Here is a 20,861-nt window from a genome sequence, read left to right as displayed (position 1 = left end):
AAATACCGCTGCCGAATCAGGTGCGCGCGGCGCGGCCGAACTCCCAGTGCCACGGCTCCTCGCGGCTGCCGCCCTGGTCGGCCCAGGACGGGTGCACCCAGCCGAAGGCGCCGGCGTTGGCCTTCATCCAGCGGTACTGCGCGGAGCCGAACTTGTCGATGCCGCCACACAGGTCGACCGCGACGCCCCAACCGTGGTTCGACGTACCGGGGAGGGCGGCCAGTGACGGCTTGCGCGCGTACAGGCTCACCTGCGCCTGGTACGAGCGGTAGGAGTCGGTGATGCAGAGCGACTTGCCGAACGCCTTCTTGTAGGAGCCGGCGAGCTGCAGGTAGGCCGCGGCGGCGTCGCAGCGCAGCATGTGACCGTTGCCGGTCGCGCACAGTTTGCTGGCCGGGATCATGCCGTTGCTGTAGCCGCCCCAACCGGTGGTCGCGGATCCGGTGGCCAGGAACGGCATCGGGTTGACCGGGTCGCCGCCGATGCGGACCTCGAAGTGCAGGTGCGGTCCGGTCGAGTTGCCTTCAGTGCCGACCGCGCCGATGCGCTGACCGGCGACCACCTGCTGGCCGTCGGTCACGTTGACCTGGCTGAGGTGGGCGTAGAGGGTCTCGAAGCCGTTGCCGTGGTCGACGCGGACCAGGTTCCCGGCCCAGCTCGGGTGCTCGACCCGGATGGTGCCCGCGGTGACCGCGCGGACCGGCGTACCGATGGCGGCGGGGAAGTCCTGGCCGGTGTGGAAACCAGTCGACCACATCGCGCCGGACTGGCCGAACGGCGTACCGATCTCGTAGGTGCCGTCGGCGAGCGGCCACGTCCACGCGCCCGAGCCGACGTTGACCGACGTACCGGTGTTGCCGCAGCGGAAGTTGACCGCGCTCGGCCCTGCGGTGGGGGAGACCTGCGGCTTGGTGGGGGCGCCGAGGGTCGGGCGCAGTGCGGCCCAGAGGTTCTCCGGGACCGGAGTGACGACGACCGAGCCCTTGGACTCGTCGGAGGCGATCATCTCGTCGTTGTCGAGGGCGATGCCGATGTGAACCAGGCCGAGTGACCGGCTTCCCATCAGCATCAGGTCACCGGGCTGGATCTGGTCCGGCGGGACCTGCTGGTAGCCCGGGTAGACCTTGCTGATCGCGTCCGGCAGTTTCGCGTACGGCGCCCACGCGGCGCGGGCGGCGCCGAGGCAGCCGTACTGATCGGGGCCACCGGCGTCGATCGCATACGCACGGCCGACCAGGTTGAAGGCCTGGTTCACCGCGCGGATCGTCTCGGCGGGAAGCACCCGGAGCGTCTTGCCGGCCACTGTCACCGCTGCTGCGCCGGGAACCGGCTGACCGCCCGCGACGAGTGGGGTCAGGCCGGCCGGCAGCGCGGTGGGGTTCTTGAGGGTCGCAGCGGGCGGCAAGGTGACCTTGGCTGCGGTGAGCTCGGTGAGATAGGCCTGCCAGCGCAGCAGCGCCTGCTGGTTGCGGGCGCGCTGGAGCTGCTTCGACAGCTCGGACGCGCCGTCCAGCTCGGGAAGCTGGTCGATCGCGCGCGACGCGGCATCGGCCGCCTTCTGCTTCACGTCGTTGCCGAGTTGCTGGGCCCGCTCGGCGGCCGCCTTGGCCGCGGCGCGCTTGCCGGCCGCCTCGGCCTTGGCCTTGTCGGCCTCGGCACCGGCGTTCATGGCTTTGTTGTACTGCGCGGTCTGCGTGGTGCCGATCTGCTGGATCGCGGTCTGCCGGTCGGCGATCTCCTGGAGGTTCTCCGCGACCGGTGCCAGCGACCACAGGATCGACTCGGCGCCCAGCTGGGTGGGGATGCCCATCTGGTAGGCCTGCGCGGTCACGACACCGAGCTTGCGACGCTCCTCGTCGGCCTTGCCGGTCGAGGTGGTCGCCTCCGTCTCGGCCTTCTTGGCCGCGGCCTCGGCGGTCTCGGCCGCCTTGAGCGCGTTCGTGTAGGCGATCGTCGCCTTGGCGAAGTCGGCCTGCAGCGCGGCGGCCTCGGCCTGGAGCTGCTCGAGGGAGCGTTTGACGTCCGTCACGGAGGCCGGCGGAGGTGGTGTGGGCGTGCCGGCATACGCGGGCAGCGCCATCACTGCCAGCACGGTGCCGAGTGCCGCGAACCGCAGCCCCCGACGGTTCCCCAGAACCATCAGGCTCCCCATTGTCGTCCCGCCTCACGTACGCAGGGCGAACGAGCCCCCGCGCGTGCCCAGCGTAGGCCGCGAACGGTCCTGACGAAACCCCACCCGTGCCGCGCTGGAGCGACCGACTAAAGTTCGGAGTATGGCCTCGCACTTTGACGTTGTTGTCCTCGGCGCAGGTCCGGGTGGGTATGTCGCGGCGATCCGCGCGGCTCAGCTCGGGCTCAAGACCGCCATCATCGAGAAGAAGTACTGGGGCGGTGTCTGCCTGAACGTGGGCTGTATCCCGTCCAAGGCGCTGCTGCGGAACGCGGAGCTCGCGCACATCTTCCGGACCGAGAAGAAGGCGTTCGGGATCAGCGGTGAGGTCAGCTTCGACTTCCCGACCGCCGTCCAGCGCAGCCGCAAGGTCGCCGACGGCCGGGTCAAGGGCGTCCACTTCCTGATGAAGAAGAACAGCATCACCGAGTTCGACGGGTGGGGCTCGTTCACCGACGCCAACACCCTCGACGTGACGCTGAACGACGGCTCCTCGGAGACCGTCACCTTCGGCAACTGCATCATCGCCACCGGCGCCACCACCAAGCTGCTGCCGGGCACCCAGCTGTCCGACCGCGTGGTCACCTACGAGGAGCAGATCCTCACCGAGGAGCTGCCCGGCTCGATCGTGATCGCCGGCGCCGGCGCGATCGGCGTCGAGTTCGCGTACGTGCTGGCGAACTACGGCGTCAAGGTCACCATCGTCGAGTTCCTCGACCGCGTGGTCCCGCTGGAGGACCCGGAGGTGTCGAAGGAGCTCGCCCGCGCCTACAAGAAGCTCGGCGTCGAGATCCTGACCTCCACCCGGGTGGACTCGATCGACGACTCCGGTTCCTCGGTCAAGGTGACGGTGACGGGCAAGGACGGCGCCTCGAAGGTCATCGAGGCCGACAAGGTCATGCAGGCGATCGGCTTCCAGCCGCGCGTCGACGGCTACGGTCTGGACAAGACCGGCGTACAGCTCACCGAGCGCGGCGCGATCGCCGTCGACGGTCTCTGCAAGACCAACGTGCCGAACATCTTCGCGATCGGCGACGTCACCGCGAAGCTGATGCTCGCGCACGCCGCCGAGGCGATGGGCGTGATCGCCGCCGAGACCATCGCCGGCCACGAGACCATGGAGCTCGACTACGCCATGATCCCGCGGGCCACCTTCTGCCAGCCGCAGATCGCGAGCTTCGGCTACACCGAGGAAGAGGCCAAGAAGCTCGGCTACGACGTGAAGGTCGCCAAGTTCCCCTTCACCGCCAACGGCAAGGCCCACGGTCTCAACGACCCGAACGGCTTCGTCAAGGTGATCAGCGACGCCAAGTACGGCGAACTCCTCGGCGCCCACCTGATCGGCCCCGAGGTCACCGAGCTCCTCCCCGAGCTCACCCTCGCCCAGAAGTGGGACCTCACCACCAAGGAACTGGCCCGCAACGTCCACGCCCACCCGACGCTGTCCGAGGCCCTGCAGGAAGCCTTCCACGGCCTCGAAGGCCACATGATCAACTTCTGATCACCCCGCAACGGGCGCCCGCGGATCCGTCCGCCGGCGCCCGTTCGCATTCCCGAGATACACCCCATCTGGTGGGTGGACCCATCAGGTTATGGGTTCCCCAGCCGCATGCGAGTAGCCAACCCACCATCTGGTGGGTGGACCCACCAAATGCGGGCGGCCGGGGTGGTCAGGCTAGGGCGGCGCGGAACTTCGGGTAGCCCGGGGCGAGCTCGGTGAGAATTCCGGCGGCTTGGGCGAATTGCCGCGAGGTCAGCGCGAACTGCAGACTGCCCAGTTGATGGGCGAGGTCCGCGGCCACGGTGGCGGCCTCGTGCTGGTCGATGGCGGCCAGCCAGATCGAGGCGTCGTTCAGCCGCCGTACGCCGGATGGTCCCGCCAGGTGAGCCAGATGACCGCGGATGCCGTCGTCCTCGGCCGCGAGCTGCGCGGCCGTCTGCTCGATGGCTTGCTGTGAGTCGCGGGAGAGCCATTCGCGGGCGTAGGGGAGCGAGGCGCGCAGTGCGTCCTCGACCGACACTTGCTGGCGGCGTTCGAAGTCGGTGCGGAGGATGTAGGAGCCCTCGACCGAAGTGACTTCGTCGGCACGCCATGCCTCGAGGAACTGCGGTATCGGCAGCGTGGCATAGGGAAAGCCGTCCGGATCATGGAAGACGACGGCATCGTCGGTCACCTCGGTGACGACCACCCAGTGGTCACCGCCGACAGCCTTGCCCGGCGACCACGGCTGATGCGTGAGCAGGCCGACATCAACCGGACCGACGAGAGCCGGCGTGCTTGAGCTCAGTCGCGCCAACGCCTCGTCGGCCGAACCGCCCGACGTACGAGTGCAGGTCCAGCCCAGCAGCTCGATCGCCCGGTCGAGTCCCAGGTCCGGTTGCCAGCCGGGCGGATCGAACCACGGCAGCCCGGTGTCTTCGACCTGCGCGCCGAACGGCGACCCGGTCAGCACCTCGATCGCCGTCATCGGCACGTCGCGAATCATCATCGCCAGCGAGTTCGCATAACAGTAGGCGCCAGACCCCACATAACTCGTCATGCGGTGATCCTGGCATTTTCGGAATTCGTTGTCAGGTGTCGGCCGGATGTGAGCTGTAATGACGGGATGAGTCTGCCGGCGCCGTCAGATCCGCGCGTCTTCCACGGGTACGACGACCCGCCCGCGCATCCGACCTTGATCACGCTCGGCTGGTGTGCGGCCGGGGTGTTCAGCGGCGTCGGAGCCTTTCGTCTGGTGCTCCTCCGCATGCCGTCCCATCCCTGCGGTCCTGGCGTCGACTGCGGGCCCGAGACCTCAAGTCTCCTGGCTCTTGCCCTCGGGCTGACCGCCGTGGGTCTTATAGCGGCCGGATGGTCGCTGTTCTGGCATCTCCGGGACCGGCAGTACCGCTTCCAGCCGCCACCGAACTGGCCGCCGGTTCACCCGAACTGGCGGCCGCCGCGTGGATGGTCGCCACCGCCGAACTTTCCCAAGGCGCCCGAGGGCTGGCGGTTCTGGGTCCCTCAGGGGAAGCGGTAGAAAGTCTGGAGGGGTTCGCCCGGGTAATAGATGTGCAGGGCGAGGCCGGGGGCGGCGTCGGTGTCGACGATGGTGCCGCTGGCGGGGGCGGGCTCGAAGGGGAGGGGGACGGTTGAGCGGATGCCGGGGGCGCCGAGGACCGGGTGCCCGGCGAAGGTGGTGGCGACGGGGTTGTGCACGTGGCCGGTGAGGATGGCGGTGATGGGTTTGCCGGCCAGGACGGCTTCGAGGGCAGGCTGCTCGAACAGCAACCACTGGTCCATCACTGGGTGGTGCATGACCAGCGGCGGGTGGTGCATCGCCACGAAGATCGGCCCGTCGAACGGCTCCCGCAGTACGCCGTCCAGCCAGGCCAGCGACTCCTTGGACAGCAACCCGTGGTCCTCGTCCGGCACTGTGCTGTCGACCAGCACGAACCGGGCACCGGCAACGTCCCGCACTTGATGCACCGGATGCCCGTCTCCGGCCGCATCCACGAAACCAGCCAGCCCGGCCCGCAGCGGCGCGCTCACGTCGTGGTTCCCCGGCAGCACGAGCACCGGCACGTCCGTCGGCAACTCGGCTGCCAGTTCGGCGTACTCCGCCGGCAGCCCGTGATCCGCCAGATCCCCACTCACCAGTACGACGTCCACCGGCGTACTGAACTCCCGCAAGTACGCCGTCACCCGCCGAAGCCGGTCCCGCGGAACGTCCGTCCCGTCCAGATGCGGATCACTCAAGTGCGCGATGACGATCATCGCCCGACCCTAACCGCAGCGCGTCGATCGTCTCGATGAGGACCGACTTGAGTGGGGTGGCGGTGACGCCAAGAACAGCTGAGGTGTGGGCGGAGTCGAGCAGGAAAGGTTCGCGGTCGAGGTACTGCATCTCGAGCAGTTCCGCGGTGACCGAGTCCTGCGCACCGAGGCGCGCGAGCTCCACGAGCGCCAGTTCGGTGAGTTGCGCGTCCGGAGCGCCCGCGAGCGCGGTCAGCTCGGCGGTCAGCGCCCGAACCGACAGCATCGAGGTGGACGGCACGTGCCAGACCCGTCCCCAGGCCTCGTCGTGCCGTGCGGCGGCAAGCATCGTCCGGGCGGCGTCGCCGACGTACGTCCAGCCGTGCTCGACGTCGAGGTCGCCGGGGTACGACGCCGGAAGCCCAGCCAGAACACTGGGTACGACGAGCAGGTTGTAGACCGACATGGTGTCTCCGCCGAGGAATGCACCCGCGCGGATCTCGGTGACTCGGACGCGGCCGGCCTCGTGCGCGGCCAGGGCGTCGGCCCACATCTGCTCACGCACCGCGCCCTTCACCGAGATCGGGGCGGAGGGCTGGTCCTCGGTGACCGGTCCGCTGACCGCGCCGTAAGCGTAGACGTTGCCGAGCATGACGTAGTCCGCACCGCTGTGCTCGGCCGCAGCGAGCAGAGCGGCCGCAAGCGGCGGCCAGTCGGTTGGCCATCGGTCGTACGGCGGCATCGCGCAGTTGTAGAGCGTGGTCGCGCCGGCGGCCTGATCGGTGAGCCAGTCGACCGCTGTGGCATCGCCCGCGACCCGTTCGATGCCGGGATGATTCGGGCCGGAGCCGCTCCGCGTGACGAGCTTGACCCGCTCGCCACTGTCCGCGAGCAGTCGAGCCAAAGCCCGCCCGGTACCGCCCGCCCCGACCACGACAGAAAACGTCATTGCAATCTCCCGAAGAGTTGTTGGACCTCGACAGTACGAATCCAACGATGTCCACGGACATGGTCACGACGCTCAATGCCATATCCGACCGTCTAAGCTGATCACCGTGGACGTGCTGAGCGACGTACTGACTGCCTTGCGGACCGGTCGGCCGCACGCATCGCGGACCCACGAGCAGGCGCCGTGGGGGATCCGCTTCCCACCGAGCGATGGCGCTGGATGTCACGTGCTGCTCGAAGGCTCGTGCTGGCTCCTTCCGGCGCGCGGTGAGCCGATCCAGCTGCGCATCGGCGATGTCGTGTTCGTTCCGCACGGCGCCGGCTATGCCTTGGCCGACCAGCCGGACAGCCCGCTCAAAGACTTCCGCTTCGACACCGCGCCGGCCGCCGACGCGGTCGCTGTCCAGGGCCCCGCGATCAAACTGCTGTGCGCGGCGTACTACTTCGACCGGTCGAGCAGTCATCCGCTGCTCGACGACCTGCCCGAGGTCGTGCACCTGTCCGGCCGGGATCCGTCGCTGCGCGCCGCCATCGAACTGCTCTCCGACGAACTCACCGAGCCACGGGCCGGCTCGTCCGCGATCTTGACCGGTCTCGTCGACATGCTGTTGATGTTCGTACTCCGCGCCTGGTTCGCCGGCGAGCGCGCGACCGACGGCTGGGCCACCGTGCTCGCGGATCCCGCGCTGATGGCGGCGCTGCGTGGCATCCACGGCAACCCGCAGCACCCGTGGACGGTGGCCGAGCTCGCCACCCTGTCCGGGATGTCCCGGGCCAGCTTCGCCAAGCGGTTCACCAGCGCGGTCGGACGGACGCCGCTCGGCTATCTGACCTGGTGGCGGATGACGCTGACCGCGCGCCGGTTGCATGATTCCGACGTACCGCTGCGAACGATCGCCGCCCAGACCGGCTACGGCACCGAGTTCGCTCTCGCCAAGGCCTTCAAGCGTGAGTACGGCGTCGCTCCGGGTGAATACCGCAGGAGCCGCCTTACCGCCTGATGACGCGCCGACGCCGGGCTTGGCTGCCGGACCGCCATCTGCGAGATTTGGCGGCATGGCTGAACAGGTTGACGTGGTCGTGATCGGGCTGGGTGTAGGCGGCGAGGAGGCGTCCGGGCGGCTTGCCGAAGCCGGGCTGAACGTGGTGGGCATCGAGCCGCGGCTGGTCGGCGGCGAGTGCCCGTACTACGGGTGCATCCCGAGCAAGATGATGATCCGTGCCGCCAACCTGATCGCCGAGACCCGCCGGGTCGACGGCATGGCCGGTACGGCGACGGTCCAGCCCGACTGGGCTCCGGTCGCGAAGCGGATCCGTGACGAGGCGACCGACAACTGGAACGACCAGGTCGCGGTCGACCGGCTGGCGAAGAAGGGCGTCACGTTCGTCCGCGCGCACGCGACGATCACCGGACCGAAGACCGTCGAGGCGGGCGGCCGGGAGTTCGAGGCTTCGAAGGGCATCATCGTCGCGACCGGCACGGTCCCGCTGGTGCCGCCGATCGAAGGCCTCGCCGGTACGCCGTTCTGGACGAACCAGGACGCGATCCGGGCCGAGACGCTGCCGGCCTCGCTGGTCGTGCTCGGCGGCGGCGCGATCGGCGTCGAGCTGACCCAGGTCTTCGCCCGGTTCGGCGTCGCGGTGACCGTGATCGAGGGCGCCGAGCGCATCCTCTCGATGGAGGAGCCCGAGTCCGGTGACCTGGCCCGTGAGACGCTCGAGCGCGACGGCGTGACCATCAGCACCGGCGTCCACGCATCCAAGGTGGCGCACGACGGCAACGAGTTCACGATCACTCTCGACGACGGCCGCACGGTGACCGGCGAGAAGTTGCTGGTGGCAACCGGTCGCCGGGTCGACATCAAGGGGCTCGGCCTGGACCAGGTCGGGATCGACGCCGATGCCCGCAAGATCGAGGTCGACGAGCACGTCCGGGCCGCGGACGGCGTCTGGGCGGTCGGTGACGTGACCGGGGTCGGCGCGTTCACCCACACCGCGATGTACCAGGCGAACATCGCCGTCCACGACATCCTCGGCACCCAGAACGCGCCGCTGGCGCGCTACCACGCGATGCCGCGGGTCACCTTCACCGATCCGGAGATCGGTGCGGTCGGGCTGACCGAGAAGCAGGCCCGCGAGCACGGCCTCAACGTCGCCACCGGGCTGACGCAGATCCCGTCCTCGTCGCGCGGCTGGATCCACAAGGCCGGCAACGAGGGCTTCATCAAGCTCGTCGTCGACACTGACCGCGGTGTCCTGATCGGTGCGACCAGTGCCGGGCCGACCGGCGGCGAGGTGCTCAGCGCGCTCGCGATCGCCGTTCACGCCGCCGTACCGGTGCACTCTCTGCAACAGGTCATCTACGCGTACCCGACCTTCCACCGGGCGATCGGCGACGCGCTGAAGGACCTGTGAACGATCTCTCTTGCGATTCGATCGCAAAAGGACCAAGAATGTCGGCGTGCATGTTCCTGATGGGTTCTTCGACGCGCCGACCTCCGTCGCCACCGGCCTGATCGCGGCCGGTGCGGTCGGGTTCAGCCTGCAGCGGGCCAACCGCGAGATCCGGGAGACCGGTCCCGCGCTGGCCGGGCTGACCGCCGCCTTCGTCTTCGCCGTACAGATGGTGAACTTCCCGGTCGGCGCCGGCACCAGCGGCCACCTGCTCGGTGGCGCGCTGGCGGCCGCGCTCGTCGGCCCGTGGACCGGCGTACTGGTGATGTCCACGGTGCTGCTGGTCCAAGGGCTGCTCTTCGCGGACGGCGGCCTGACCGCCCTCGGCACGAACATCACGCTGATGGGCCTGATCACCGTGCTGGTCGGCTACTTCATCACTCGTGCTCTGCTGCAGGTCCTGCCACGCCGTACGGGCAGTGTCGTACCGGCGACAACCGTCGGCGCGCTCGTCTCGGTACCGGTCGCCGCACTCGCCTTCACGGGCCTGTACGCGATCGGCGGCGCGGTCGACATCCCGATCGGCAAGCTCGCGACCGCGATGGTCGGCTGGCACATCCTGGTCGGGATCGGTGAGGCGGTGATCACCGCGGCCGTGCTGGGCGCGGTCGTCGCGACCCGTCCTGACCTCGTGTACGCCGCCCGCCACCTGCAGCCCGACCTGATCCTGGTCGATGCCGACGGCAACACTTCCACCGTCTCGCCGGACAAGCCCATCGCCGCCAAGCCCGCAGGCCGCTTGTTCGGCATCGGTATCGCGGTCACGCTCGTCGTCGCCGGTGGCGTCAGCCTGCTGGCCAGCGCACATCCCGACGGTCTGGAGTTCGTCGGCGCGAAACTCGGCTTCGAGAGCGCCGCGAAGAGCTCCGCGGTCGCCGGCAGTCCGCTGGCCGACTACGGCGTGAGTGGCATCGGCAACGCGCAGGTCTCCGGTGCGCTCGCCGGGATCATCGGCGTACTGGTCACGATCGCCGTCGGCCTGACCATCGCCAAAGTCGCCTCCCTCCGCGCCAACAAAGCATCGTGAGTGGGGACGGCCTGCTCGTCGCGGTCGACAGCAAGGTTCATCGCATCCCGGCGCAGGTGAAGATCGTCGCGCTGTTCGTCTTCGTGCTGGCAGTGGTCTCCACCCCGGCCGCGCACTTCTGGGCCTTCGGCCTGTACGCCGCCTTCCTCGCCGCCGCGATCGTGCTGGCGAAGCTCCCCATGCCGGTGGTGTCGCGGCGGTTGGCCGTCGAGACGCCGTTCCTCGTGTTCGCCTTGCTGCTCCCGTTCGTGGCGACCGGGCCCACGGTCGACGTACTCGGCCTGCAGTTGTCGGAGTCCGGCGTACTGGGTGCGTGGAACGTGCTCGCCAAGGGCACGCTCGGTGTCATCGCCGCCATCTTGCTCTCGGCCACCACCGGCCCTCGCGACCTGCTCGCCGGTCTCGAACGACTGCGCCTGCCGTCGACGCTGGTGGCGATCCTGTCGTTCATGGTCCGCTACCTCACCGTGGTCTCCGACGACCTGCACCGGATGCGGATCGCCCGCGAGTCCCGTGGGTACGCCGGTGGCCGAGCCGGCCATCTGAAGGCGGTCGCCGGGGGAGTGGGCGCGCTGTTCGTGCGGAGCTTCGAGCGTGGTGAGCGGGTTCACCTGGCGATGCGTTCGCGCGGGTACACCGGCCGGATGCCGCTGCTCGGCGAGGTCGGCGCGACCCGGGCCCAGTGGCTCGAGGGGCTGACGATCTCCCTGGCCGCGGTGGCGGTCGCGGTGGCGGCTAGGGTTGTCGGCTTGTGAGCGGTCCCGCGATTCAGGTCGAGCGTCTGGTCTTCGCCTATCCCGACGGGAGGCAGGCGCTGTTCGGCGTCGACTTCACCGTCCAGCGCGGTGAGCGAGTCGCGCTGCTCGGCCCGAACGGCGCCGGGAAGACCACGCTGGTGCTGCACCTCAACGGCATCCTCGGCTCGGTCGCCGGCGGCTCTGGCAGCGGCCGGATCGAGATCGGCGGGACCGGACTGCACCGCGATCATCTGCGCGTGATTCGCCGCAAGGTCGGCCTGGTCTTCCAGGACCCCGACGACCAGTTGTTCATGCCGACCGTGCGCGACGACGTCGCCTTCGGTCCGGCGAACCTCGGCCTGCGTGGTGCCGAGCTGGACGACCGCGTGCGCGAAGCGCTGGTGCAGGTCGGCATGCAGGACCACGCCGACCTCGCGCCGCACCACCTCTCCTACGGTCAGCGTCGCCGCGTCGCCGTCGCGACCGTGCTTGCGATGCGTCCCGAAGTACTGGTTCTGGACGAACCGTCGAGCAACCTCGACCCGGCCAGCCGACGCGAGCTCGCCGACATCCTGACGGGTCTGGACGTGACGCTCCTGATGATCACCCACGACCTGCCGTACGCCCTGCAGTTGTGCGAGCGGAGCCTGCTGATGGACGGCGGCCGCATCGTCGCGGACGGCCGGACCCGCGACCTGCTCGGCGACCCCGGCCTGATGAGCGCACACCGGCTCGAGCTCCCGTACGGGTTCGATCCGCTCTCGGTTCCCGGCCCCGAAGGCCGCTGACGTAGGCGAGAAATACCTCGCCAGTTTCTTACCAAGACCTTGTTTGTTACCCGCGAGTCGGCCATCGTGACGTTAAGTATGTGAGTCGCCACCCCTCGCACCCAAGGCGGTCCGCCCATGAAGTCCATCGCCAGCCTCCTGTCCGCAGCCGCCCTCGGCGCTGCGATGCTTCTCAACCCCGGCGTCGCCCACGCCGCGGTCAACTACGTCGCGCTCGGCGACTCCTACGCCGCCGGCGTGGGTACCCGCACCTACATCTCCAGCAGCGGCTCGTGCCAGCGCTCCACGAAGGCCTACCCGTACCTCGACGCCGCCCGGCTCGGCGCGACCCTGACCTTCGTCGCCTGCTCCGGCGCCCGCGTCGCCGATGTCACGAACAACCAGCTCAGCGCGGTGACGAGTGCCGCCAACCGGATCACCGTGCAGGTCGGCGGCAACGACGCAGGCTTCTCCTCGGTGATCACGGAATGCGCCAAGCCGGCCTGGCTCGGCGACTGCAACACCGCGGTCAACAACGCCCAGGCCACCATCAACAACACGATCCCGGCCCGGCTGAACGGCCTGTACGGCGCGATCCGCAGCCGCGCCGCGTCGGCCAAGGTGATCGTCGTCGGCTACCCGAGGCTGTTCAACGGCACCGACTGCAACGCCGGCACCTTCTTCAGTGCCGCCGAGATGACCCGCCTCAACGCAACCGCCGACCTGCTCAACTCCAAGATCGCCGCCGCCGCGAGCGCGGTCGGGTTCACCTTCGTGAACCCGACCTCAGCCTTCATCGGCCACGCGGTCTGCGGCAGCCCCGAATGGATCAACGGCCTGTCCAACCCGGTCAGCGAGTCCTACCACCCCAACACCACCGGCCAGGCCGCCTACGCCAACCTGCTAGCCCCCACCCTCACCAAGTCCTGACCTCCGACCGTTTGATGGGCGGGCCTACCGGCGTGTGGGTGGGCTAACCGCATGCGGTGGGCCCACCCACAACGCGGTGGGTGAGCCCACCAAATGTCAGTCGGTGGTGGTGATGTAGGCGCGGAGGTGTTCGGCGGTGAGGGTGGGGCTGCTCTCGACGAGGTCGGCGGGGGTGCCGGTGAAGACGATCTGGCCGCCGTCGTGGCCGGCGCCGGGGCCGATGTCGATCAGCCAGTCGGCGTGGGCCATCACCGCTTGGTGATGCTCGATGACGATGACGGTGTTGCCGTCGTCGACCAGCTTGTCGAGCATCGCGAGCAGTTGGTCGACGTCGGCCAGGTGCAGACCGGTCGTCGGCTCGTCGAGGATGTAGATCGAGCCGCTCTTGCCCATGTTGATCGCGAGCTTCAGCCGCTGCCGCTCACCGCCGGACAGCGTGGTGAGCGGCTGACCGAGTCCGATGTATCCGAGCCCGACCGCGGACAGCCGATCGAGAATCGTCCGGGCCGGTCCCTTCACGAAGAATCCGCAGGCCTCGGCGACGGTCATCCGCAGGACCTCGCTGATGTTCTTGCCGCGCAGCTTGTAGGCGAGCACCTCGGGCGTGAACCGGGCTCCGTTGCAGACCTCGCAGACGGACGCGACCTCGGCCATCATCGCGAGATCGGTGTAGACCAATCCGATCCCCTTGCAGGTCGGGCAGGCGCCGACGGAGTTCGCGCTGAACAGTCCCGGCTTCACGCCGTTCGCCTTCGCGAACTCGGCCCGGATCGGATCCAGCAACCCCGTGTACGTCGCCGGGTTGCTGCGCTTGGAACCGCGGATCGGCTCCTGACCGGCCACGATCACGCCGGGCCGGCCGGGCAGTGAGCCATGGATCAGCGAGCTCTTGCCGGACCCGGCCACCCCGGTGACCACGGTCAGCACGCCCAACGGGATGTCGACGCTGACGTCCCGCAGGTTGTGCAGGGTCGCGTGCTCGATGGCCAGCTTCCCGGTCGGCCGCCGTACGTCGTCCCGCACTCCGACGCGGTGATCCAGGTAGCGGCCGGTCAACGTGCCGGACCGCTTCAGCCCGTCCAGGTCCCCGGCATAGCAAAGCCTTCCCCCGGAAGTGCCGGCACCGGGCCCGAGGTCGACGACGTGGTCGGCGATCCGGATCGTCTCAGGCTTGTGCTCGACGACCAGGACGGTGTTGCCCTTGTCGCGCAGCTGGATCAGCAGGTCGTTCATCCGCTGGATGTCGTGCGGGTGCAGTCCGACCGTCGGCTCGTCGAAGACGTACGTGACGTCGCTCAGGCTGGAGCCGAGGTGCCGGACGAGCTTCACCCGCTGCGCCTCACCGCCGGACAGTGTGCCGGACTCGCGATCGAGGCTCAGGTAGCCCAGCCCGATGGTGACCATCGAGTCGAGCATCTGCCGCAGACCCTCCAGCATCGGGCCGACGCCCGGGTGCTCGACCCCGGCGACGAACTTGGCCAGGTCGCTGATCTGCATCGCCGAGCACTCGCCGATCGTGCGGCCGTTGAGAGTGACGGAGCGGGCCGCCTCGTTCAGCCGGGCGCCGCCGCAGTCCGAGCAGGTCGCCTGCCTGACCGCACGCTCGCCGAACCGGCGGGCCGGAGCCTGCATCGCCTCCAGGTCCTTGCCGACGTACTGGCGTTTGATCTTGGCCGCGAGACCTTCGAAGGTCAGGTTGCTCTTGCCGACCTTCACCTTCATCGGCTCCTGCCAGAGGAACTGCTGCCAGGTTCCGGCCGGATAGTCGCGCAACGGCAGGTCGGGATCGAACAGACCCGACTGGACGAAGATCTGGTACCACCACGTCTCAGCGCCGTACCCGGGCGCCTTGATCGCGCCTTCGGCCAGGCTCAGGTCGCGGTCGACCAGCTCGTCGATGACGAGTTCGGTGGTTCGGCCCAGTCCCTCACACACCGGGCACATTCCTTCGGCGCGGTTGAAGCTGAACGCCGACGGCGGCCCGGCGTACGGCGTACCGGCGCGGCTGAACAGGACCCGCAGCATGGTGTGCGCGTCGGTCGCGGTGCCGACCGTCGATCGGGAGTTGGCGCCGATCCGCTCCTGGTCGACGACAATGGCTGCGGACAGGTTGCGCAGCGCGTCCACGTCCGGCCGGGCCAGACTGGGCATGAAGTTCTGGACGAACGCTGTGTAGGTCTCGTTGATGAGTCGCTGGGACTCGGCGGCGATGGTGTCGAAAACGAGCGACGACTTCCCGGATCCGGAGACTCCGGTGAACACGGTCAGGCGGCGTTTGGGGATGTCGAGCGAGACTCCGGCGAGGTTGTTCTCGCGGGCACCACGGACTTCGATCACGTCATGGTTGTCAGCAAGCATCCTTCAATCCTCCCATTGAACCGTCCGTAAAAGCTTTGTCCGCAGACCGCCGCTCAGCCGGGCGGCAAAGTTTCGACAGGCCGTGAAGGGTGGGACAATGGCGCGCATGCGAGCCACCGTGAAAGATGTCGCGAAACTGGCCGGGGTCTCCCCGAAGACGGTCTCCAACGTCATCAACGGTGTGGTGTTCGTCCGGCCGGAGACCCGGGCCCGGGTCGAGCAGGCGCTCAGCGAGCTCGACTACGTGCCGAACATGAGTGCCCGCGGCCTGCGCAACGGCCGGACCGGCATGATCGCCCTCGCCCTGCCCGACCTGCTCCGGCCGTACTCGGCCGAGATCGTGCACCTGGTCGTCGAGCTCGCCCACGAACGCGGCTGGGGAGTGCAGATCGAGCAGACCGCCGCCGAACCCCGTCGCGAGTTCGAGTTGCTGTCGAAGGCCCGCGCCTACCTGGTCGACGGCCTGATCCTGAACCCGGTCAACCTCGACGACAGCGCCGTCCTGTCCGCCGGGCCGCTGCCGCCCGTCGTGTTGATCGGTGACGTGGACCAGGACCTGGTCAGCCAGGTGGCGATCGACAACGTCGCCGCGGCTCGCGACATGACCCGGCACCTGATCGCGAAGGGCTGCCGCCGGATCGTCGCCGTCGGCACGCCGGAGATCCCGCGCGGGTCCAGCGGCGCCGGTGTCCTCGGCAGCGCCGCCGAAGCCCCCGGTACGGCGGCCTCCCGGCTGCGCACCGAGGGATATCGCCAGGCGCTCGAGGAGGCCGGAATCCCGAACGACCCGGCCCTGGAGATCGCCCTCGACCGCTGGCGACCGGAAGGCGCGGCGACGGTCGTCGCGAAGTACCTGGCCGACCACGAGGTGCCCGACGCGTTCTTCTGCTTCACCGACACCCTCGCCTCGGGCGCACTCTCAGCACTCTGGGGCGCGGGCGTCGCCGTACCGGGGGAGACGTTGGTCGCCGGCTTCGACAACATCCTCGAGAGCCAGTTCATGATCCCGCCGCTGACCACGGTCGACTTCGACCGGCGTGCCTTCGTCGCGGCCGCCCTGGAGCTGCTCGCAGAGCGGATGGCCGACTCGAACGCAGCGCCGCGCCGCGTGATGGTTCCGCACCGCGTCATCGAACGGGTCAGCACCACCCGCTGAACGGACACGATCAGGCAAAAACAAACACAAACACTTGTCAACGCATTCCAACGATGTAATCATCCAGGGGCCCCTGTGAAGGAGACCTGAATGAGTGCGCTGGACCAGCATTTCTCCCGGCGCCGGTTGCTCGGGACGGCGGCCGCGGTCGCCGGCGGCGGCCTGCTGCTGGGATGCTCACCTGGAGCGTCCCGGTCGGCCGCCGACCTCAGCTACTGGCACCTGATGACCGGTGGGGACGGGATCGTGATGGCCGGCCTGGTGGACGCCGTCAACGCCCAGAACCTCGGCTTCACGGCCACCCAGACCGTGCTGGCCTGGGGACCGCCGTACTACACGAAACTGGCGATGGCCTCGGCCGGCGGCCGCGCGCCCGATCTCGCGATCATGCACGCGTCCCGGATCGCCGGCTACGCGCCCGGCGGGCTGCTCGAGCCGTGGGATCTCGACCTGCTGGCCGAGGCCGGCCTGCACGAGAGCGACTTCCCGCCGCTGGTGTGGCAGAAGGGCCTGTACGACGGGAAGCTGTACTCGATCGCCCTGGACACCCACCCGTTCGTCCTCTACTACAACACCGAGCACGCCGAGAAGGCCGGTGTCACCGAGGACCTGCACACGCTGAAGTCGGCCGAGGAGTTCACCGAGGTCGCCCGCAAATTGCAGAAGGTGACCGGCAAGCACGGCCTGTCCTACGGTTACCTCGGCGACGGCTCGCAGATGTGGCGGCTGTTCTACACGTTCTACCGCCAGCAGAACGCCGAGATGAAACTCGTGCCCGGGCAGCAGGCCCAGGTCGACGAGGCGGCGGCCGTGAAAGCGCTGAAGTTCGTCCAGTCGCTGCTCGACGACACGATCGCCACCAAGGCCGGCGACGGCGGTACGGCGACCAGTGAGTTCCTGCACGGCGAGAGCGGGCTGCTGTTCGGCGGCGTGTGGGAGCTGCCCCCGATCAAGGACGCGAAACTGCCGTTCGACGCGATCCCCATTCCAACGTTGTTCGGCACCGACGCGGCGTACGCGGACTCGCACACGTTCGTGCTGCCGCGGCAGTCGAAGGCCGATCCGGAGCGACGCCGGCACACGTACCAACTGGTCGCCGAGATCCTCAAGCGGTCGGTGAAGTGGGCCGGCGCCGGCCACATCCCGGCGTACCAGCCGGTGGTGAAGAGCTCGGAGTACCAGGCGCTGAAGCCGCAGTCGAACTACGCGGGTATCCCGGCCTACGTGAACTACGACCCGGACGCGTGGTTCGGCGGCGCCGGCAGCGACTTCCATCGGTACTTCGCCGAGAACGTCCAGAACGTCTATCTCGGCAGCGGTGATCCGGCGACCGGGTTCGAAGGATTCGTGAAGCGGCTGAACGTGCTGCTCGACCGCCCGCAGCCGCTGTGAAAGGGGATCTATCGATGTCGAACCGACGAGGCGAGAGCCTCACCGGATGGGCGTTCGCGGCGCCGTTCGCCGTACTGTTCGGGCTGTTCCTCGTGGTGCCGGCGATCTACGGGCTCTATCTGAGCTTCACCGGCGAGACGCTGACCGGATCCGGCGGCGACCTGCTCGGTTTCGCGAACTACACCGAGGCGCTGACCGACCCGGACATGTGGCGGTCGCTCGGCAACACCTTGTGGTTCACGGTCCTGAGCACGATCCCGCTGGTCGTGCTGTCGCTGGCGTTCGCGTTGCTGGTGAACCTCGGACTGCCGGGGCGATGGCTGTGGCGACTGTCGTTCTTCCTGCCGTACCTGCTCGCCTCGACCGTCGTGGTGATGTTCTGGTCCTGGATGTACAACCCGAAGCTGGGTCTGATCAACGGCGTCCTGGCCGAGTTCGGGATCGGGCCGGTGGCATGGCTGCAGGATCCGAAAGTCGCAATGATCTCGGTCGTCGTCACCACCTTGTGGTGGACCATCGGGTTCAACTTCCTGCTCTATCTCGCGGCCCTGCAGAACATTCCGGAGCAGCAGTTCGAGGCGGCCGCGATCGACGGCGCCGGCAAATGGCGGCAGCTGTTCTCGATCGTCATTCCGCAATTGGCGCCGACCACGGCGCTGATCCTGACGCTGCAGATTCTCGCGTCGCTGAAGGTCTTCGACCAGATCTACATGCTGACCAACGGTGGTCCGGCCGGCTCGACCCGTTCGCTCGTGCAGTACATCTACGAGTCGGGCTTCACCGGCTACCGCTTCGGCTATTCGTCGGCCATCTCGTACTTGTTCTTCGCGATCATCGTGCTGGTGTCGCTGGCGCAGTACAAACTGATCAACCGCAGGAGCGCCGCATGAGGAAGCCTGGAGAAAACCCGTGGAGTGTCTCGCGGATGGTTGCCCTGCTGGTGCTGGCCGTCCTGGCCGCGACCTGGCTGGTGCCGTTCGCGTGGTCAGTGCTCACGTCGCTGAAGAGCGAGGCCGATGCCGGCGCATCGTCGATCAGCCTGAACCCGCCGGACGGGCTGGGATTCGATGCCTACCGCAAGGTGCTGTCGGCCGGGGACATCCCGGCCTGGGCGTGGAACAGCTTGCTGACCTCGGTGGCGATCACGCTGATCACGGTCGCGACCTCGGCACTCGCGGGCTACGCCTTCTCCCGGATCTCTTTCCGTGGCAGGCGCTGGCTGTACGCCGCGATCATTGCCGCGATCATCATTCCGCCGCAGCTGCTGATCGTGCCGCTGTTCCGGCAGATGCTGACCTTCAACCTGGTCGACACCTACTGGGGCATCATCCTGCCGCAGGCGTTCGCACCCGCGATGGTGCTGATCCTGAAGCGCTTCTTCGATCAGATCCCGGTCGAGCTCGAGGACGCGGCCCGGGTGGACGGAGCCAATCGGCTGCGGGTGTTCTGGTCGATCGTGCTGCCGTTGTCGCGGCCGATCCTGGCCGCGGTCGCGATCTTCGTCTTCATCGGTGCGTGGAACAACTTCCTCTGGCCGTTCATCGTGACCACCGACGCCGATCTGATGACGTTGCCGGTCGGTCTGCAAACGGTGAAGAGCGCGTACGGCCTGCAGTACGCGCAGAACATGGCCTCGGCGATCCTGGCGGCGTTACCGCTCGTAGTGGTCTTCCTGTTCTTCCAGCGCCAGATCATCAAAGGCATCGCCACCACGGGATTCGGCGGACAGTGAACAAGGCGTGAAGCAGGGCTCAACGTTTGCGTGACAGGACAACCTTCGCACGATACCTGGACAACAGTTCCGGAACCCGGGATTCCTGAACTGATCCCTTGAAAACCCCGTCACTCTCAGCAAGGCTTCACTGGTCACTCGGGGGTAGTAACGAGAAGAAGGGGGACGTGTGTCAGCGATGACAAAGCTCGTCGAGCACTGCCGTGATGTGAGGAGTCACGGCAACGGAGGTCTCGGACGGGCTTCGATCCAACCAGCGGTCTGCACCGGCATCCACGAGGTGATCTCGTCGATTCCGTCGGTGCGACCGCGCCGCGTGGCGGTGCTCAGACTGAGCAACGGTCTGACCACCACGCTCCGGCTTGGCGACGGCGCGGCAGCGCCGGATCCAGGCGCAACCGTGTTCGTCCGGGGTGGCCGAGGGATGGGCGATGAGCCTGCCTCCACAGGTGGGGTCATCCTCGCGTCGGTCGCACCGAACTGAACACTTCGATGGTCCAGTCCATCGGGCTGAATCAGTGATTCGCCGGTCTCAGGTCCCAACGCCGAGCTGAGGCCGGCAAGTCCCTGCCGAGGCCCAACGGCCTGGCCAGCAAGAGGTTTCCCGGCTTCTCAGTCGGGGATCGGTGAGGTGAGCGCCCGGATCTCGATCGGGGAGAACGGCGCCTCCGGAAGTTTCGCGGCCAGCTCGGTCGCACGCTCCAGCGAGCAGTCGACGAGGTAGTAGCCGGCCAGCACCTCCTTGGCCTCGGTGAACGGTCCGTCCGTCACCGCCGGTACGCCGTCCTGCACCTGTACGACGCGCGCACCCGCGGTCGTCAGTCCGTCCGAGGCGACGTACTCGCCGGCCGCCCGCATCTCCGCCTGCAGAGCGCGATGAGCGTCGTACACGGCATCCATGCCGGCGGCGCTCATCGCCTCCCAGGTCTCGGTGTTCCCGTAGATCAGCAGCATGTATTTCATGCCACCAAGCTACTGGTCACCAGGTCGCGCCGGCCGGTGCCTTGGTGACGGTGTTGAGCCGGTTGAACAGGTTGGTCAGGCCGATCATCAAGATGATCGCGGCCAGCTGGGTCTCGTTGTAGTGCTCAGCGGCGGCCGCCCAGGTCGCGTCGGAGACGGCCTCGCCGCGATCCGCGATCCGGGTCGCTTCCTCGGCGAGGACGAGCGCCGACCGCTCGGCGTCGGTGAACAGGTCGGACTCGCGCCAGGCGGCCACCTGGTGCAGGCGCTCGTCGGTCTCGCCGTTCTTGAGCGCAGACTTGATTCCGCCGTACACGCAGGCGGAACAGCCGTTGATCTGGCTCACCCGTAGGTGCACGAGCTCCAGCACCGGGCCCGGCGCTCCGCCTTGGTGGATGCCTTTGAAGATGTTCTGAATGCCCTTCATGGCGTCCGGCAGCAGAGCGGTGGGGCTGGTCATGCGAGCAGTCATCGGTGGTACTCCTTGGTTC

19 protein-coding genes are annotated in these 20,861 nt (G+C 68.2%); 12 read left to right on the top strand and 7 right to left on the bottom strand.

What is annotated here, in order from left to right; translation table 11 throughout:
- Positions 1-16 precede the first annotated feature (16 nt).
- Positions 17-2,140, bottom strand: a complete 2,124-nt coding sequence (locus ABZS29_RS37230) for a peptidoglycan DD-metalloendopeptidase family protein (RefSeq protein WP_355469557.1) — start codon at positions 2,138-2,140, stop codon at positions 17-19.
- A gap of 133 nt (positions 2,141-2,273) precedes the next feature.
- On the opposite strand from ABZS29_RS37230, the gene lpdA reads away from it, so the two are divergent.
- On the top strand, positions 2,274-3,671 hold the full coding sequence (gene lpdA / locus ABZS29_RS37225) for a dihydrolipoyl dehydrogenase (RefSeq protein ID WP_355469555.1): 1,398 nt from the start codon (positions 2,274-2,276) through the stop codon (positions 3,669-3,671).
- 169 nt (positions 3,672-3,840) lie between these two features.
- Here the strand turns inward: lpdA and ABZS29_RS37220 are convergent, their stop codons facing one another.
- From ABZS29_RS37220 to ABZS29_RS37210, 3 genes are all read right to left on the bottom strand, one after another.
- The gene (locus ABZS29_RS37220; protein ID WP_355469553.1) at positions 3,841-4,710 is read right to left on the bottom strand and encodes a hypothetical protein; all 870 of its coding nucleotides are present in this window, start codon (positions 4,708-4,710) and stop codon (positions 3,841-3,843) included.
- 464 nt (positions 4,711-5,174) lie between these two features.
- Positions 5,175-5,927 (bottom strand): metallophosphoesterase, encoded by a 753-nt coding sequence (locus tag ABZS29_RS37215; RefSeq protein WP_355469551.1) that lies wholly within the window; start codon positions 5,925-5,927, stop codon positions 5,175-5,177.
- The gene (locus ABZS29_RS37210; RefSeq protein ID WP_355469549.1) at positions 5,902-6,855 is read right to left on the bottom strand and encodes an NAD-dependent epimerase/dehydratase family protein; all 954 of its coding nucleotides are present in this window, start codon (positions 6,853-6,855) and stop codon (positions 5,902-5,904) included. Before ABZS29_RS37210 ends, ABZS29_RS37215 begins: the two co-directional genes overlap by 26 nt.
- A 106-nt stretch (positions 6,856-6,961) precedes the next feature.
- On the opposite strand from ABZS29_RS37210, the gene ABZS29_RS37205 reads away from it, so the two are divergent.
- The 6 genes from ABZS29_RS37205 (at position 6,962) to ABZS29_RS37180 (ending at position 12,769) form a co-directional block, all read left to right on the top strand.
- Positions 6,962-7,855 carry an AraC family transcriptional regulator gene (locus ABZS29_RS37205; protein ID WP_355469547.1) on the top strand — a complete coding sequence of 298 codons (894 nt, stop codon included), beginning with the start codon at positions 6,962-6,964 and terminating at the stop codon, positions 7,853-7,855.
- 55 nt (positions 7,856-7,910) lie between these two features.
- Positions 7,911-9,269, top strand: coding sequence for an NAD(P)/FAD-dependent oxidoreductase (locus ABZS29_RS37200; protein WP_355469545.1), 1,359 nt, complete (start codon positions 7,911-7,913; stop codon positions 9,267-9,269).
- A 46-nt stretch (positions 9,270-9,315) separates the two neighbouring features.
- Positions 9,316-10,335, top strand: coding sequence for an energy-coupling factor ABC transporter permease (locus tag ABZS29_RS37195; protein WP_355469543.1), 1,020 nt, complete (start codon positions 9,316-9,318; stop codon positions 10,333-10,335).
- The gene (gene cbiQ, locus ABZS29_RS37190; RefSeq protein WP_355469541.1) at positions 10,332-11,090 is read left to right on the top strand and encodes a cobalt ECF transporter T component CbiQ; all 759 of its coding nucleotides are present in this window, start codon (positions 10,332-10,334) and stop codon (positions 11,088-11,090) included. Before ABZS29_RS37195 ends, cbiQ begins: the two co-directional genes overlap by 4 nt.
- A complete protein-coding gene (locus ABZS29_RS37185) occupies positions 11,087-11,860 on the top strand; it encodes an ABC transporter ATP-binding protein (protein ID WP_355469540.1) in 774 nt (257 codons plus the stop codon). Before cbiQ ends, ABZS29_RS37185 begins: the two co-directional genes overlap by 4 nt.
- 117 nt (positions 11,861-11,977) lie before the next feature.
- Positions 11,978-12,769 carry an SGNH/GDSL hydrolase family protein gene (locus ABZS29_RS37180; protein WP_355469538.1) on the top strand — a complete coding sequence of 264 codons (792 nt, stop codon included), beginning with the start codon at positions 11,978-11,980 and terminating at the stop codon, positions 12,767-12,769.
- 96 nt (positions 12,770-12,865) lie between these two features.
- Here the strand turns inward: ABZS29_RS37180 and ABZS29_RS37175 are convergent, their stop codons facing one another.
- Positions 12,866-15,127 carry an excinuclease ABC subunit UvrA gene (locus ABZS29_RS37175; protein WP_355469536.1) on the bottom strand — a complete coding sequence of 754 codons (2,262 nt, stop codon included), beginning with the start codon at positions 15,125-15,127 and terminating at the stop codon, positions 12,866-12,868.
- Positions 15,128-15,233: 106 nt separating this feature from the next.
- Here ABZS29_RS37175 and ABZS29_RS37170 point away from each other — a divergent pair, with 106 nt between their 5' ends.
- The 5 genes from ABZS29_RS37170 to ABZS29_RS37150 all read left to right on the top strand — a co-directional run bounded on the left by ABZS29_RS37170 (position 15,234) and on the right by ABZS29_RS37150 (position 19,891).
- Entirely contained in the window at positions 15,234-16,283 is a 1,050-nt protein-coding gene (locus ABZS29_RS37170) for a LacI family DNA-binding transcriptional regulator (RefSeq protein WP_355469534.1), read from the top strand.
- Positions 16,284-16,373: 90 nt separating this feature from the next.
- Positions 16,374-17,675, top strand: a complete 1,302-nt coding sequence (locus tag ABZS29_RS37165; protein WP_355469532.1) for an extracellular solute-binding protein — start codon at positions 16,374-16,376, stop codon at positions 17,673-17,675.
- A 14-nt stretch (positions 17,676-17,689) separates the two neighbouring features.
- Complete coding sequence (locus ABZS29_RS37160) at positions 17,690-18,565, top strand: sugar ABC transporter permease (protein WP_355469530.1); 876 nt, start codon at positions 17,690-17,692, stop codon at positions 18,563-18,565.
- Complete coding sequence (locus ABZS29_RS37155; protein ID WP_355469528.1) at positions 18,562-19,407, top strand: carbohydrate ABC transporter permease; 846 nt, start codon at positions 18,562-18,564, stop codon at positions 19,405-19,407. The genes ABZS29_RS37160 and ABZS29_RS37155 overlap by 4 nt, the downstream gene beginning before the upstream one ends.
- Before the next feature lie 169 nt (positions 19,408-19,576).
- Positions 19,577-19,891, top strand: a complete 315-nt coding sequence (locus ABZS29_RS37150) for a hypothetical protein (RefSeq protein WP_355469526.1) — start codon at positions 19,577-19,579, stop codon at positions 19,889-19,891.
- A gap of 128 nt (positions 19,892-20,019) precedes the next feature.
- Here the strand turns inward: ABZS29_RS37150 and ABZS29_RS37145 are convergent, their stop codons facing one another.
- Both ABZS29_RS37145 and ABZS29_RS37140 read right to left on the bottom strand, forming a co-directional pair.
- Complete coding sequence (locus ABZS29_RS37145) at positions 20,020-20,370, bottom strand: YciI family protein (RefSeq protein ID WP_355469524.1); 351 nt, start codon at positions 20,368-20,370, stop codon at positions 20,020-20,022.
- 16 nt (positions 20,371-20,386) lie between these two features.
- The gene (locus ABZS29_RS37140; RefSeq protein WP_355469522.1) at positions 20,387-20,842 is read right to left on the bottom strand and encodes a carboxymuconolactone decarboxylase family protein; all 456 of its coding nucleotides are present in this window, start codon (positions 20,840-20,842) and stop codon (positions 20,387-20,389) included.
- Positions 20,843-20,861 lie beyond the last annotated feature (19 nt).

The sequence above is a fragment of the Kribbella sp. NPDC005582 genome, from assembly GCF_040605415.1.
Taxonomy (GTDB): Bacteria; Actinomycetota; Actinomycetes; order Propionibacteriales; family Kribbellaceae; genus Kribbella.
The sequence above is the reverse complement of the archived record's forward strand: the minus strand, read 5'-3'. Positions and strand labels throughout refer to the sequence as shown.

Coding starts and splice junctions, on each gene's coding strand:
- ABZS29_RS37220 (WP_355469553.1), bottom strand. CDS start 4,710: ATGACGAGTTATGTGGGGTCTGGCGCCTACTGTTATGCGAACTCGCTG.
- ABZS29_RS37160 (WP_355469530.1), top strand. CDS start 17,690: ATGTCGAACCGACGAGGCGAGAGCCTCACCGGATGGGCGTTCGCGGCG.
- ABZS29_RS37175 (WP_355469536.1), bottom strand. CDS start 15,127: ATGCTTGCTGACAACCATGACGTGATCGAAGTCCGTGGTGCCCGCGAG.
- ABZS29_RS37170 (WP_355469534.1), top strand. CDS start 15,234: ATGCGAGCCACCGTGAAAGATGTCGCGAAACTGGCCGGGGTCTCCCCG.
- ABZS29_RS37155 (WP_355469528.1), top strand. CDS start 18,562: ATGAGGAAGCCTGGAGAAAACCCGTGGAGTGTCTCGCGGATGGTTGCC.
- ABZS29_RS37200 (WP_355469545.1), top strand. CDS start 7,911: ATGGCTGAACAGGTTGACGTGGTCGTGATCGGGCTGGGTGTAGGCGGC.
- ABZS29_RS37215 (WP_355469551.1), bottom strand. CDS start 5,927: ATGATCGTCATCGCGCACTTGAGTGATCCGCATCTGGACGGGACGGAC.
- ABZS29_RS37230 (WP_355469557.1), bottom strand. CDS start 2,140: ATGGTTCTGGGGAACCGTCGGGGGCTGCGGTTCGCGGCACTCGGCACC.
- ABZS29_RS37210 (WP_355469549.1), bottom strand. CDS start 6,855: ATGACGTTTTCTGTCGTGGTCGGGGCGGGCGGTACCGGGCGGGCTTTG.
- ABZS29_RS37165 (WP_355469532.1), top strand. CDS start 16,374: ATGAGTGCGCTGGACCAGCATTTCTCCCGGCGCCGGTTGCTCGGGACG.
- lpdA (WP_355469555.1), top strand. CDS start 2,274: ATGGCCTCGCACTTTGACGTTGTTGTCCTCGGCGCAGGTCCGGGTGGG.
- ABZS29_RS37145 (WP_355469524.1), bottom strand. CDS start 20,370: ATGAAATACATGCTGCTGATCTACGGGAACACCGAGACCTGGGAGGCG.
- ABZS29_RS37180 (WP_355469538.1), top strand. CDS start 11,978: ATGAAGTCCATCGCCAGCCTCCTGTCCGCAGCCGCCCTCGGCGCTGCG.
- ABZS29_RS37140 (WP_355469522.1), bottom strand. CDS start 20,842: ATGACTGCTCGCATGACCAGCCCCACCGCTCTGCTGCCGGACGCCATG.